This window comes from Neorhizobium alkalisoli (genome assembly GCF_002968635.1).
Lineage (GTDB): Bacteria > Pseudomonadota > Alphaproteobacteria > Rhizobiales > Rhizobiaceae > Neorhizobium > Neorhizobium alkalisoli.
Genome location: NZ_PVBN01000002.1, coordinates 540,713 through 554,814, shown reverse-complemented (window position 1 = coordinate 554,814; position 14,102 = coordinate 540,713). Strand labels below are relative to the sequence as shown.

General features: G+C 61.6%; 12 protein-coding genes. All 12 read left to right on the top strand.

Translation table 11 applies throughout. The annotated features are described in order from the left end of the window. Positions 1-81: 81 nt before the first annotated feature. Genes mraZ through murB form a run of 12 tightly spaced genes read left to right on the top strand, consistent with a single transcriptional unit; the run spans position 82 to position 13,957 of the window. Positions 82-528 carry a division/cell wall cluster transcriptional repressor MraZ gene (gene mraZ, locus C5L13_RS07185; RefSeq protein WP_205836815.1) on the top strand — a complete coding sequence of 149 codons (447 nt, stop codon included), beginning with the start codon at positions 82-84 and terminating at the stop codon, positions 526-528. Positions 529-542: 14 nt separating this feature from the next. Next, complete coding sequence (gene rsmH / locus C5L13_RS07180) at positions 543-1,568, top strand: 16S rRNA (cytosine(1402)-N(4))-methyltransferase RsmH (protein WP_105382554.1); 1,026 nt, start codon at positions 543-545, stop codon at positions 1,566-1,568. Between the two features lie 3 nt (positions 1,569-1,571). After that, the gene (gene ftsL / locus C5L13_RS07175; protein ID WP_105382553.1) at positions 1,572-2,039 is read left to right on the top strand and encodes a cell division protein FtsL; all 468 of its coding nucleotides are present in this window, start codon (positions 1,572-1,574) and stop codon (positions 2,037-2,039) included. Then, positions 2,039-3,778 carry a peptidoglycan D,D-transpeptidase FtsI family protein gene (locus C5L13_RS07170; RefSeq protein ID WP_105382552.1) on the top strand — a complete coding sequence of 580 codons (1,740 nt, stop codon included), beginning with the start codon at positions 2,039-2,041 and terminating at the stop codon, positions 3,776-3,778. Before ftsL ends, C5L13_RS07170 begins: the two co-directional genes overlap by 1 nt. A 58-nt stretch (positions 3,779-3,836) precedes the next feature. Then, positions 3,837-5,297: a UDP-N-acetylmuramoyl-L-alanyl-D-glutamate--2,6-diaminopimelate ligase gene (locus C5L13_RS07165; RefSeq protein WP_105382551.1), complete on the top strand. Its 1,461-nt coding sequence runs from the start codon at positions 3,837-3,839 to the stop codon at positions 5,295-5,297. Continuing rightward, the gene (locus C5L13_RS07160; RefSeq protein WP_105382550.1) at positions 5,294-6,727 is read left to right on the top strand and encodes a UDP-N-acetylmuramoylalanyl-D-glutamyl-2,6-diaminopimelate--D-alanyl-D-alanine ligase; all 1,434 of its coding nucleotides are present in this window, start codon (positions 5,294-5,296) and stop codon (positions 6,725-6,727) included. Before C5L13_RS07165 ends, C5L13_RS07160 begins: the two co-directional genes overlap by 4 nt. Before the next feature lie 28 nt (positions 6,728-6,755). Then, positions 6,756-7,859 carry a phospho-N-acetylmuramoyl-pentapeptide-transferase gene (mraY, locus tag C5L13_RS07155; protein WP_105382549.1) on the top strand — a complete coding sequence of 368 codons (1,104 nt, stop codon included), beginning with the start codon at positions 6,756-6,758 and terminating at the stop codon, positions 7,857-7,859. Positions 7,860-7,865: 6 nt separating this feature from the next. Then, positions 7,866-9,287, top strand: coding sequence for a UDP-N-acetylmuramoyl-L-alanine--D-glutamate ligase (gene murD / locus C5L13_RS07150; RefSeq protein WP_105382548.1), 1,422 nt, complete (start codon positions 7,866-7,868; stop codon positions 9,285-9,287). A 2-nt stretch (positions 9,288-9,289) separates the two neighbouring features. Beyond that, positions 9,290-10,444, top strand: coding sequence for a putative lipid II flippase FtsW (ftsW, locus tag C5L13_RS07145; RefSeq protein WP_105382547.1), 1,155 nt, complete (start codon positions 9,290-9,292; stop codon positions 10,442-10,444). Between the two features lie 5 nt (positions 10,445-10,449). Further along, positions 10,450-11,574 carry an undecaprenyldiphospho-muramoylpentapeptide beta-N-acetylglucosaminyltransferase gene (gene murG, locus C5L13_RS07140; protein ID WP_105382546.1) on the top strand — a complete coding sequence of 375 codons (1,125 nt, stop codon included), beginning with the start codon at positions 10,450-10,452 and terminating at the stop codon, positions 11,572-11,574. Continuing rightward, positions 11,571-12,986: a UDP-N-acetylmuramate--L-alanine ligase gene (gene murC, locus C5L13_RS07135; protein ID WP_105382545.1), complete on the top strand. Its 1,416-nt coding sequence runs from the start codon at positions 11,571-11,573 to the stop codon at positions 12,984-12,986. The genes murG and murC overlap by 4 nt, the downstream gene beginning before the upstream one ends. Next, positions 12,983-13,957 carry a UDP-N-acetylmuramate dehydrogenase gene (gene murB / locus C5L13_RS07130; RefSeq protein ID WP_105382544.1) on the top strand — a complete coding sequence of 325 codons (975 nt, stop codon included), beginning with the start codon at positions 12,983-12,985 and terminating at the stop codon, positions 13,955-13,957. The genes murC and murB overlap by 4 nt, the downstream gene beginning before the upstream one ends. The last annotated feature ends 145 nt before the right edge of the window (positions 13,958-14,102 follow it).

Below are 14,102 nucleotides of genomic sequence, written 5' to 3'. Positions count from 1 at the left end.
CCGTTCATCCGGATGGCGAAGCTTTGTCTGGGGCGGTGCGTTGTGGCGGGCGGGTATCCGTCTTCGATTGCAAGGGAGCGGGTGTTCGGCGTGGTGAGTCGCTTCCTTTCAAATGCGACGAACAGGATCGATGCGAAGGGGCGGGTTTCCGTTCCGGCGAGTTTTCGCGCGGTTCTTTTGGAATGTGGGGTCCAGGAGCTTTATTGTCTTCAGGATTTCATCTATCCGGCGATCAGCGTAGGGGGTCCGGATCTGCTCGATCGATACGAAAAGCAGATCGCCTCGGTCGATCCGTTCTCGCCGGAAGCCAACAGGATGTCGCTGCTTGTGCATGGTGGCGGTGTCTTCATGAGGCTCGATGCGGAGGGCCGGCTGATGGTCACGGATTTCATCCGGGACTTCACGGGAATCAGCTCGGAAGTGACCTTCGTTGGGCGCTCGGATCATTTTCAGCTTTGGCGGCCGCAGGCGTTTCACGAGGCGCAGGCGGCGGCGAGAGAGGGGCGCTTCGGTTCGCGCCCTGTGTAGAGCAGAGGTGCGGAATGGCGGCGAATTCTGGCAGCGGAGAAACCGGGGCCGAAGGCGGACTGGTTCGTCACATTCCAGTCCTCCTTGAAGAGGTTGTCGAGGCGCTCGAGCCTCAAGCCGGCAAGGTCATTCTTGATGGCACATTCGGGGCGGGTGGATATTCATCCGCCCTGCTTGCTGCCGGTGCGGAAGTGATCGCGCTCGATCGCGATCCGACGGCGATCGCTGCCGGGCAGAAGCTGGCCGATGCTCACAAGGGGCGTCTCACGCTTATCCATTCACAATTCTCCCATCTTGCCGATCATGCGCCCGAAGAGGGCCTCGATGGTGTCGTGCTCGATATCGGCGTGTCCTCGATGCAGATCGATGAGGCGGAGCGTGGCTTCTCGTTTCAGAAAAACGGCCCGCTCGACATGCGCATGTCGGCGGAGGGCGTGTCCGCGGCCGATGTCGTCAATCGTGCCAAGGTCAGCGATCTGATCCGTATCTTCGGTTTCCTCGGTGAAGAGAAGCAGGCCGGCCGTATCGCTCGGGCCATCGAAAAGCGTCGTGCTTCGGAGCCATTCGCGACGACGCGGGATCTGGCAAATCTCATCGAGAGCGTCAATCCGCGCAAGGCCAAGGACAAGATTCACCCGGCTACGCGGGTTTTTCAAGCGTTGCGCATCTTCGTCAATGACGAGTTGGGCGAGCTTGCCCAGGCGCTTTTCGCCGCCGAACGCGCTCTGAAGCCGGGTGGCCGTCTCGTTGTCGTCACCTTTCATTCGCTCGAAGACAGGATCGTCAAGCAGTTCTTCTCTGACCGCTCCGGCAAGGCTTCAGGTTCGCGCCATCTGCCGATGGTCGAAGCGAAGCCTGCGATATTCGAGCCTGTCGGAAAGTCCATGATCACCGCGAGCGACGAGGAGGCGGAAGCCAATCCGCGTGCCCGCTCGGCAAAGCTGCGCGCCGGTATTCGTTCCGCCGCCCCGCCACGGGCGGCAGACCTTTCCATTTTCGATCTGCCCGACCTCGCCAGCCTTGCAAAGATGGGAGCCTGAAACATGCTGCGTAGCTTCGATCTGGTACTGATCGGCGTCATGACGGCAACCGCGGTCGTCACGTATACGATCAAGCATCGCGCCGACGAGAAGCTTGCCGAAGTCCGCCGGCTCGAGGCGGAAATCAAGCTGGAGAAGGACACGATAGATCTCCTGAAGGCGGACTGGGCGCTGCTGACGCAGCCGAACCGTCTGCACCGGCTGATCAATGTCTATAATTCCGAGCTTCAATTGACCCCGACGGTGCCGACCCAGCTCGCCATGCCCAACGAGCTGCCGATGCTGAAGGCGCAGCTTCCGCAGCCGGAGACGACGATCGAAGAGATCATCGCCGGCAAGAGCAGCGAAGTCGCCGCGGCTCTCAAGGGCGTCGAAGCCGCCAAGGCAAAACCCAGCTCGAAAATTCCCGTACCCACCCCGCGCGGGCGCGGCTCCATTGAAGTCATCTCTACCGGATCGGTGAAACGCTGATGTCTTTCCTGTCCCGCATTATGGTCCTGAAGAGCCGCGCGCACTTTTCCGCGGGCAGCCGCTCCCCCACCCGAGGATCCTCCTTCGAGGGTAGCCGCAAGCGCAAGTCCGCCCAGGCGAAGAATCGGGTTGGTTTGCTGATCGCTGGTTTCACGGTTTTTTATTGCGTCATCGGCGGCCGCCTCGTGCAATACGGCGTGGCCGAGCCTTTGACGACGTCCAGCATCCTGCCGCCCGATCGATTGATGGCGTCGCGCCCCGATCTCGTCGATCGGAACGGCGAGGTTCTAGCGACCGATATCCGCACCGTCTCGCTGTTTGCGGAACCCCACAAGATCGTCGATCCGGACGAGGTCGTCGAAAAGCTCTCCACGGTGCTCAACGATCTCGACGTCAAGTCGACATATACGAAGTTAACCTCCGATTCGCGTTTCCAATGGCTGCGCCGCCAACTGACGCCGAAGCAGCAGAGCCAGATTCTGGCTCTCGGAATTCCGGGGATCGGCTTCCGGCCCGAAAAGCGCCGCTTCTATCCAGGTGGCTCAACCGCTGCCCACGTCGTCGGTCACGTCAACATCGACAACCGCGGCGTCGCGGGAATGGAACGCTACGTCGACAGCCAGGGACTGGCAGATCTCGCCGCGGTCGGCATGACCTCCAGCCAGCCGCTCGAGCCGGTCAAGCTTTCACTCGATCTGCGGGTTCAAGCGATCGTGCGGGAGGTTGTCGTCTCCGCGATAAAGAAATTCCAGGCCATCGGCGCAGGCGCGGTGGTCATGGACGTCCATACGGGCGAAATCCTCGCGATGGCATCCGTGCCCGATTACGATCCGAACAACCCAGCGGAAGGGGCCGAGGAAGGCTGGTTGAATCGCATGTCGAACGGGACGTTCGAAATGGGATCGACCTTCAAGTCGTTCACGATCGCGATGGCGCTCGATACCGGCCGAGTGAAGATAACGGACAGTTTCGATGCGCGTTATCCGATCCGCATCGGTGGCTTCACCATCAAGGATTTTCATGGGAAAGGCCGGCTTCTGACCGTTCCCGAAGTCTTCCAGTACTCATCGAACATCGGTACGGCGAAAATGGCCGATGTCGTCGGGATCGAAGGCCACAAGGCGTTTCTGACCAAGATCGGCCTGCTCACCAAGATGCAGACCGAGCTGCCGGAAGTGGCGCAACCGAGCCAGCCGCGCGAATGGAAGAAGATCAACTCGATCACCATTTCCTTCGGTCATGGTGTCTCCACGACCCCGTTGCAGACAGCGGTCGCCGGGGCCGCCCTCATCAATGGCGGGAAGCTCGTCCAACCGACCTTCCTGCCGCGAACCCGGGAGCAGGCCGACCTCGTGGCCAAACAGGTCATCAAACCGTCGACCAGCGACTCCATGCGCTATCTCTTCCACGTGAACGGGGTGAAAGGCTCGGGCAAAAATGCCCGTGTCGAGGGTTTCAATGTAGGCGGCAAGACTGGTACGGCCGACAAGGTCGTCAATGGGCGCTATGTCCATGACAAGAACTTCAATGCCTTCCTGGCAGCCTTTCCAATCGACAATCCCGAATATGTCGTGCTGACCTTTATTGACGAGCCGAAAACCGATAAGGGCAACGGCGCGGCACTGGCAGGCAGCTCGGCGGCTCCCATGGCACATGACATCATCAGCCGCGCGGCACCCATTCTCGGTGTAAAGCCGAAATTCGGCAATGACGGTTCTGCCCTGCTTGTGTCTTATTGAGCGACAACAAATCGACGGCACGATTCGTGGGGAAACGCTCAAGAGGGACATTCAAGCGATGAAATTGCGAGACCTTGTCGGACAGGACTTCCCGGAGCTGGCCGAATTCATGGCCGGCCCGGCGGGCGATCTTGACGTAGCTGGCGTCACTTCCGACAGCCGCAAGGTGAAGCCCGGCATGCTGTTTGCGGCACTTGCGGGCACGAAGGCTGATGGCTCCAGCTATATCGGCGATGCTGCTGCCCGTGGCGCAGTTGCCGCTATTGCCGCGCAGCCGGCGGATGCCGGTATTCCGGTGCTGATCGTTTCCAACCCTCGCAGGCTTCTGGCGCTGGCAGCGGCTCGATTTTATGGAGCGCAGCCGGCGACGATGGTGGCGGTGACGGGGACGGCCGGCAAGACCTCCGTCGCCTCCTTCACGCGTCAGATCTGGGCTCATGCGGGCTATGCCGCAGCACAGATCGGCACGACGGGCGTCGTGTCGCCGAGCCGCAACGACTATGGATCTCTGACCACACCGGATCCTGTGGAACTTCAGGAGCTGCTGGCCGAGCTTGCCGCCGAAGGGGTCACCCACGCCGCGATGGAAGCCTCCAGTCACGGGCTTGACCAGAGCCGGCTCGATGGGGTGCGCCTGGCGGCCGCAGCCTTCACCAATCTTGGCCGTGACCACATGGACTACCATCCGACGGTCGAAAGCTACATGGCCGCCAAGATGCGGCTTTTCGATACCCTGATGCCGAAGGGTGGGCCGGCGGTGATCTTTGCGGACGACGCCTGGTCGGAAGAGGCCATTCGCGTCGCGACAGCGTCCAGCCTTGACGTGCGTACCGTCGGCCGACGTGGCGATTATCTGTGCCTCAAGCGGGTCGAGCATTTCCGTCACAAGCAGGTGGCGGAAGTGCATTTTCACGACGAGATCTTCGAGGTCCACATTCCTCTTGCCGGCGATTTCCAGGTTGCCAACGCGCTCGTCGCGGCCGGTCTCGCCATGTCGACCGGCGTGCCGGCATCTGCCGCGATGGCGGCGCTGGAGAAGTTGGTCGGCGCCTCCGGGCGTCTTGAATTCCTTGGTCAGACGAAGGACGGTGCGCTTGCCTATGTCGACTACGCGCATAAGCCGGACGCGCTTGAAAATGTACTGACCTCCGTAAGACCTTTCACGACGGGGCGCGTCATCGTGGTCTTCGGTTGCGGAGGCGACCGCGACAAGGGCAAGCGGCCGATCATGGGCGATGTGGCGACGCGGCTTGCCGACGTCGTCATCGTCACCGACGACAATCCAAGGTCCGAGGTGCCGGAGGTAATCCGCGCGGAGATCATGGCGGCGGCGCCGGGCGCTATCGAAATCGGCGACCGGTCGCAGGCGATCCGCGAAGCGGTGAAGATGCTGCATTCAGGCGATACCCTGATCGTCGCCGGCAAGGGCCATGAAGAAGGCCAGACGATCGGCACCACTGTTCTGCCGTTCTCGGATCACGTGGAGGTACGCAAGGCGCTGGAGGAGCTAAGATCTTGAGCTGGTTGTGGACTTCTGAGGATATGGTGGCCGCGATGGGCGGCCGGCCGATTGGCACGCTACCCGCCGGTATTACCGGCATTTCGATCGACAGCCGCTCGATCGGCGACGGTGAGGCTTTCTTCGCGATCAAGGGCGACCGTGTCGACGGTCACGATTACGCGAGCCTTGCGGTTGCAAACGGCGCGCCGCTAATCGTCGTCAACGAGGCGAAATTGCCGGCTCTCGGCAAGCTGACAGTGCCGATGATCGTGGTGGAAGATGTGCTCGCGGCGCTGGGAAAGCTGGCGTTTGCCGCGCGCGAACGCAGCGGGGCGAGGATCGTCGCGGTCACCGGCTCAGTCGGCAAGACGACGACCAAGGAAATGCTGCGTCACGTGCTGGCGCCCTCCGGCAAGGTGCATGCCGCGGTTGCTTCCTTCAACAATCATTGGGGTGTGCCGTTGACGCTCGCCCGCATGCCGGCAGACGCCGATTTCGGCGTCTTCGAGATCGGCATGAACCATCCGGACGAGATTCGGCCTCTGGTGAAGATGGTGCGTCCGCATGTGGCAATGATCACCACGATCGCCGCGGCTCATCTCGGCCATTTCAAGAGCCTCGAGGAAATCGCCGCCGCCAAAGCCGAGATTTTCGAAGGCCTGGAACCCGGCGGGACGGCAATCCTCAACCGCGACAACAAGCAATTCGATTTTCTTGAAAAAAAGGCGCAGGAGGAAGGCGTCTCCCGCGTCTACAGTTTCGGCCAGCACGCCAAGGCAGATTTCCGGCTCGCGGATTTCGAAGGGAATGCGGAAAGCTCTACTGTATGGGCCGTGATCAACGGCGAAACGTCGGAGATACAGATCGGCGCGCCGGGGCGTCACATTGCCGAAAACGCCATGGCCGCGCTTGGGGCCTGCCTGCTTGTCGGTGCGGATATGCCCAAGGCCATAGAGGCACTCGCCGCTCTCAAGCCGGTGAAGGGCAGGGGCGAGCGCCACCTGCTCGGCATTGGCGAGGGACATCTGACGCTGATCGATGAGAGTTATAACGCGAACCCGGCCTCGATGCGGGCGGCGATCGCCCTGCTTGCCTCGGCCACACCGGAAGTCTCTGGCAGGCGCATCGCGGTGCTCGGCGACATGCTGGAGATGGGAGAGTTCTCCGCGGAAGTACATGAAGAACTTGCCGGTCCGCTGCTGGCTGCCGGCATTGAGCATGTCTGGCTCGCGGGCCTGGAGATGGCGGCGCTTCGCGATGCTCTGCCTGAGAGTGTTCAGGTGCAATATTACGAGAAAACCGCGGATCTTGCGGATTTTGTCATCCGCTCGGTGATCCCGGGTGACGTGGTGATGGTGAAATCATCGCTTGGGCTTGGCTTCGGCAAGATCGTGGCCGGCCTGCTTGACAACTACCCGGCATTCTCCGACACGGGGCGCCGACTTTAATAAGACGCGGCTTTGGAAAGGGCGCTGAATGCTGATCTGGCTTGTGGAACTGGCGGACAAATTTCAATTTTTCAACCTGTTCCGGTACATCACGTTCCGGACCGGTGCCGCCCTCTTCACGTCGGCCCTGATCGTCTTCCTCTTCGGCCCCCAAATGATCGCTTCGCTGCGCGTTCGGCAGGGCAAGGGCCAGCCGATCCGCGCCGATGGCCCGCAGACCCACTTCAAGAAGGCCGGCACGCCGACCATGGGAGGATTGATGATCCTCGCCGGCATCGTCGGCGGATCGTTGCTCTGGGCCGATCTTTCCAACGTTTACGTCGTCGCGACCTTGCTCGTCACGCTCGGGTTCGGTGCGATCGGCTTCTACGACGATTACCTGAAGGTTACGAAGCAGACGGAGAAGGGGTTTTCGGGCAAGGCGAGACTCGCAATCGAGTTTGTCATCGCGGCCATCGCGGTCTTCTTCATGATGCGTATGGCTCTGGCCAGCGGCTCGCCGACCAACCCGACCCTCGGCACCTCGATCGCCTTTCCCTTCTTCAAGGATCTGATCATCAATCTCGGCATCTTTTTCGTGCTGTTCGGCGGTTTCGTGATCGTTGCCGCCGGCAATGCGGTAAACTTGACGGACGGCCTCGATGGCCTCGCGATCGTTCCGGTGATGATCGCCGCGGCCTCGTTCGGGGTGATTGCATATCTCGCCGGCAACGCCGTCTTCGCGAACTATCTGCAGATCAATTTCGTGCCCGGCACCGGTGAGCTCGCCGTTATCCTGGGGGCGGTGATCGGAGCGGGCCTTGGCTTTCTGTGGTTCAATGCGCCGCCCGCAGCAATCTTCATGGGAGACACCGGTTCGTTGGCGCTCGGCGGGCTGATTGGTTCGGTCGCAGTCGCCACAAAGCACGAAATCGTCATGGCGATCGTCGGCGGACTCTTCGTGATGGAGACGCTCTCCGTCATCATCCAGGTCGGCTTCTTCAAGATGACCGGCCGCCGCGTCTTCCTGATGGCGCCGATCCATCACCATTTCGAGAAGCTTGGCTGGACGGAAAGCCAGGTCGTCATCCGTTTCTGGATCATCGCCGTCGGTCTCGCCATGCTCGGCCTTTCGACCCTCAAGCTCCGGTGACCCCAGATGATCCCGGTCACCACATTCAAGGATAGACGGGTCGCTCTCTTCGGTCTCGGCGGTTCGGGGCTTGCGACTGCCAAGGCTCTAGTCGCCGGTGGTGCGGATGTCATCGCATGGGACGACAATCCCGACAGTGTCGCGAAAGCTGGCGCCGAAGGGATCGCAACCGCGGATCTTCGCACGATCGACTGGTCGGCGCAGGCTGCATTCGTCCTGTCGCCCGGTGTGCCGCTTACGCACCCGAAGCCGCATTGGAGCGCCGATCTCGCTCATGCTGCCGGCGTCGAGGTCATCGGCGATGTGGAGCTATTTGTTCGCGAACGCCGGGCGCATGCGCCCGATTGCCCGTTCATCGCCATCACCGGCACCAATGGCAAGTCGACGACCACCGCTCTCATCGCCCATATCCTGAAATCGAGCGGCCGCGACATGCAACTCGGCGGGAATATCGGTACGGCGATCCTGACGCTCGATCCGCCAAAGGCGGAACGCTATTTCGTCGTCGAGTGCTCCTCCTACCAGATCGATCTTGCCCCGACGCTCAATCCGACTGCCGGAATCCTGCTCAATCTGACGCCGGACCATCTCGATCGTCACGGCACGATGCAGCATTATGCTGACATCAAAGAGCGGCTGGTTGCCGGCAGCGATATCGCGGTCATAGGCGTCGACGATTCCTATTGTGCGCTCATCGCCGACCGGGTGGAGCGCGCCGGCGTGACCGTCAAGCGGGTTTCCAAACGCAACGTCGTTGCCGAAGGGCTTTACGCCGAAGGCAGCCGGATCATCGAAGCGCATGGAGGCATGACTTCGCTGCTCGCCGATCTCGATGGCATCCAGACGCTCCGAGGCAGTCATAACGCCCAGAACGCCGCAGCCGCGATCGCCGCCTGCCTTGCAGTTGGCGTGTCCAGAGACGATATCCGGGCCGGGCTGAAATCCTTCCCGGGCCTGAAGCACCGCATGCAGCCGGTCGGCCAGTTGACGAACAGCGGGGGCGGGCAGGTGGTTTTCGTCAACGATTCGAAAGCGACCAATGCGGATGCGGCAGCCCCCGCACTCTCCAGCTACGACCGGATCTACTGGATCGCAGGCGGTCTGCCGAAGGAGGGTGGGATAGTCAGCCTCGCTCCACTCTTTTCCCGTATCGTAAAAACCTATCTGATTGGAGAGGCGGCGCCGGCTTTCGCGGCAACTCTCGGTGAGGCGGTGCCGTACGAGATTTCGGGCACGCTCGAAAGGGCGGTGATCCATGCCGCAGCGGATGCCGGGGCCGACCCGGCGCCTTCTGCGGTGATGCTGTCGCCAGCCTGCGCCAGCTTCGATCAGTTCAAGAATTTCGAGGTCCGCGGCGATGCGTTCGTCGGCCATGTCGCGGCACTCGATGGCGTCACGATGTTGATCGAGACCGGAAAGGGAAGCTGAAGATGGTAAGCCGCGCAGATCGAGGGCCGCTCGCAGACTGGTTCTGGACGATCGACCGTTTCTTCCTGGTCGCCTTCGTGCTGCTGATGGGCATCGGCTTCATGCTCTCCTTCGCGGCTTCGCCAGCGGTCGCCGAGCGAATCGGGCTCGACAGCTTCCATTTCGTCGAGAGGCACGCTCTTTTCCTTCTGCCCTCGCTGGTGGTGATGATCGGGCTGTCCTTCCTGACCCCGAGGCAGGTCCGCCGAACGGCGGTCATCCTGCTCGTCATTTCCCTGACCATGATGGTGCTGGCTCTGTTCTTCGGCGTCGAGGTCAAGGGATCACGGCGCTGGATAGGGGTCGGCAGTTTTTCGATCCAGCCTTCGGAATTCATGAAGCCCGCTTTCGTCGTCGTCTGCGCCTGGCTTTTTGCCGAGCATGCGCGTCAGCCGGAAATCCCCGGAAACCTCTTCGCCATCATCCTCTTCGGCATTGTCGCGGCATTGCTGGTCGCCCAGCCGGACCTTGGCCAGACGATCCTGACCAGCGTCGTCTGGGGCGGCATGTTCTTCATGGCCGGGATGCCGTGGTTGTGGATCTTCCTGCTTGGGGGCGTCGGGGCTGGCGGTATTTTCGCAGCCTATTACATGCTGCCGCACGTCACCGCCCGTTTCGACAAGTTCCTGACGGGCGAGGGCGACCGTTTCCAGATCGAGACCGCGCATGAAGCGATCCTGCAAGGGGGCTGGTTCGGCCAGGGGCCTGGCGAGGGGATCGTCAAGCGGATCCTTCCCGACAGCCACACCGACTTCATTTTCTCCGTCGCCGCCGAGGAATTCGGCATCATCTTCTGCATGACCCTGGTGGCGATCTTCGCCTTCGTCGTGCTGCGCGGCCTCAATCACGCCTTCAAGGAAGGCAACGACTTCAACCGCTTTGCGGTCGCAGGTCTCGTCCTGCAGGTCGGCATGCAGTCGATGATCAACATCGGCGTCAATCTCGAACTGATGCCCGCCAAGGGCATGACACTGCCCTTGATTTCCTATGGCGGCTCTTCGATGATCGCGATTTGCGTCACGGCAGGTTTCATTCTGGCGCTGACGCGGCACCGGCCGGAAAAGCGGGCGCAGGAGCGGAGCCTGTTCCGCGTCACTCAGAGTGTGCCGGCGGAGTAAGATGAATGACCAAAGGCATCGTCCTTCTTGCCGCCGGGGGTACCGGCGGCCATGTTTTTCCCGCCGAAGCGCTCGGGCATGAGCTCAGGGCGCGCGGCTATTCCGTCCATCTCGTCACGGACAGCCGCGCCGAGCGTTATGCCGGCACCTTTCCGGCCGATGAAATTCACGTCGTTCCTTCCGCCACATTCGGATCGAAGAACCCGATCGCGCTCGCCCGTACCGGCTGGAAGCTGTGGACGGGCTTGCGGGCCGCTCGCCGCCTGATCGGCAGGCTGAAACCGCTCGCCGTCGTGGGTTTCGGAGGATACCCGACCGTGCCACCACTGATGGCCTCGACTGCCATGGGCGTGCCGTCGATGATCCACGAGCAGAATGCGGTGATGGGCCGCGCCAACAAGGCATTGACTGGGAAGGTTCAGGCGATCGCCGGCGGCTTCCTGCCCGAGACAGAAGGACCCTATGCGGGCAAGACCGTGACGACCGGCAATCCGGTGCGTCCGGCGGTCCTTGCTGCCTCGAATGTCCCCTATGTGGCATCCCGTGACAGCGATCCGTTCCGGCTGGTCGTCTTCGGGGGAAGCCAGGGCGCGCAGTATTTCTCCTCGGCGGTGCCGACGGCGCTCAGCCTGCTCGATCAGGCCGAGCGCGACCGTCTCGCCGTTACCCAGCAGGCCCGTCCGGAAGACAAGGATCGTGTGACGTCCTGCTTTGCCAAACTGAAGGCGCCGGCGGATATTTCCTCCTTCTTTTCGGACATGGCCGAGCGTCTCGCAACGGCGCATCTGGTCATCTGCCGTTCGGGGGCCTCGACGGTGTCGGAAATAGCCGTGATCGGCCGACCGGCCATTCTGGTGCCTTATCCGCATGCTCTGGATCATGACCAGGCAGCGAATGCGGCGGCATTGGTCGCGACCGGCGGAGCGCAGGTCGTGCCGCAGTCGGAGCTTTCGCCGGAGCGGCTGGCCGCCCTCGTCTCCGCAGCGATGAAAGAGCCCGAACGCCTCGAAAAGATGGCGGCAGCCGCCAAGTCGGCTGGACGACCCAACGCGGCGATCTTGCTTGCGGACATGGTTGTGGCTATTGCCGAGCGCAAGTCTATCGCGGAATTCAAGGGAGTGCGTACATGAAGATGCCGAAGGCCATCGGGCTCGTTCATTTCATCGGCATCGGCGGCATAGGGATGAGCGGCATCGCCGAGGTGCTGCATAATCTTGGCCACAAGGTGCAAGGTTCCGACCAGGCGGACGGCGCGAACGTCCAGCGCCTGAGGGACAAAGGCATTCCGGTCTTCGTCGGCCACAAGGCCGAAAACCTCGGCGATGCCGAAGTCGTGGTCGTCTCGACAGCCATCAAGAAGAACAACCCGGAACTGGTCGCAGCACGTGAAAAGTCGCTGCCGATCGTCCGCCGCGCCGAAATGCTCGCCGAGTTGATGCGCTTCCGCAATGCGATCGCCATCGGCGGCACGCACGGCAAGACCACGACGACCTCCATGGTCGCGGCGCTGCTCGAAGCCGGTGGGCTCGATCCGACCGTCATCAACGGCGGTATCATCAATGCCTACGGCACCAATGCCCGCATGGGCGAGGGCGAGTGGATGGTGGTCGAAGCCGACGAATCGGACGGCACGTTCCTGAAGCTGCCTGCCGATGTCGCCGTTGTCACCAATATCGATCCCGAACATCTCGATCACTACGGCAATTTCGATGCAGTGCGCGCCGCTTTCCGGCAATTTGTCGAGAACGTACCGTTCTACGGGTTCGGCGTCCTCTGCCTCGATCACCCGGAAGTGCAGGCGCTGGTCGGCCGCATCGAGGACCGCAAGATCGTTACCTACGGCGAGAACCCGCAAGCCGACGCGCGGTTCTTCAATGTGCGCATGGAAGGCACGAAATCCATTTTCGACGTGGAAATCCGCCGCCGCCGCACCGGTCGTGTCTTTACGTTCAAGGAATTGGCGCTGCCCATGCCGGGCCGCCACAACATTTCCAATGCGACAGCAGCGATTGCGGTCGCCAATCGCCTCGGTATCTCCGAAGAGAACATACGGAAAGGCCTTGCCGCCTTCAGCGGCGTCAAACGTCGCTTCACATTGACGGGCACCTGGAATGGTGTTTCTGTTTTCGACGACTACGGACACCATCCCGTCGAGATCAAAGCAGTTCTGAGGGCGGCCCGCGAGGCATGCCAGGGGCGCATCGTCGCTGTGCACCAGCCCCATCGATATACGCGTCTGTCCAGTCTGTTCGAGGACTTTGCAAACTGCTTCAACGATGCCGACAGCATCATTCTGGCGCCGGTCTATGCGGCAGGCGAAGAGCCGATCGATGGAGTAAACTCCGAAGCGCTCGTCAGCCGGATCCGTTCGGGCGGCCATCGTGATGCCCGCCATCTGGAATCGCCGACAGAACTCGCTACGATTGTATCTGCCATTGCGAAACCGGGTGATTTCGTGGTTCTTCTGGGAGCGGGCAACATTACGCAATGGGCGGCTGCCTTGCCGAAGGAACTGGAAAGCATATCGGGACGACAGGAATGAAACAGGTGAATGGGGAAAAGCTGCTGGCGTCGCTGGGGGATGGCGTCAATCAACTGCGCGGGCGGCTGACGCCGGATGCGCCGATGGATCGCGTTACCTGGTTTCAGGCCGGTGGTTTGGCGGAACTCATGTTCCAGCCCCATGACGCCGACGATCTTGTCAGCTTCCTGAAGCTCCTGCCGGAGGAAGTGCCGCTGACGGTGGTCGGTGTCGGCTCCAATCTGCTGGTCCGCGATGGCGGCATTCCCGGTGTGGTATTGCGGCTCTCGGCAAAGGGATTCGGCAGCGTCGACCTCATCGGCGAAAACCGCATACAGGCCGGCGCGATCTGCCCGGACAAGCATATCGCCGCCATGGCGATGGACAACGGGATCGGCGGCTTCGCCTTCTACTATGGCATTCCCGGGTCGATCGGCGGGGCGCTCCGCATGAATGCCGGCGCAAACGGCACCGAGACGACGGACCGGGTGCTCGAGGTTCACGCAGTCGACCGGAAGGGCGACAAGCATGTCCTGTCGAAGGCAGACATGGGATATTCCTATCGTCATTCATCGGCTCCGAAGGACCTGATCTTCACGCACGCGATCTTCGAGGGCTATTCCGAGGATCGAGCCAAGATCCGCTCTGAAATGGATACTGTTCGCCAGCATCGCGAGACGGTGCAGCCGATCAAGGAAAAGACGGGCGGCTCTACCTTCAAGAATCCCGAGGGCCACTCCGCGTGGAAACTGATCGACGAGGCAGGCGGGCGAGGCCTGATGAGCGGCGGTGCGCAGATGTCGTCGCTCCACTGCAACTTCATGATCAATATCGGCCATGCGACCGGTTACGATCTGGAGTATCTCGGTGAGACGGTGCGTGCAAAGGTCTTCGAACATTCCGGAATCAAGCTGGAATGGGAAATCAAACGGCTCGGCATCTTCATGCCCGGGCGTGAGGTGAAACCGCTTCAGGGCGTGGCCACGGAGTGATTTGCGCTACCGCCGTTGCCCATGAGTGGCCAGTAGCCTCCCGGCCCTCGACCATTTGCATCCGTCGGAGTGGCGGCGTTTCAGAGTTCGCTCATTCACCGCCCATTCATGAGCGACAGTCAGATAATTCCCTTGCATTGAGCGA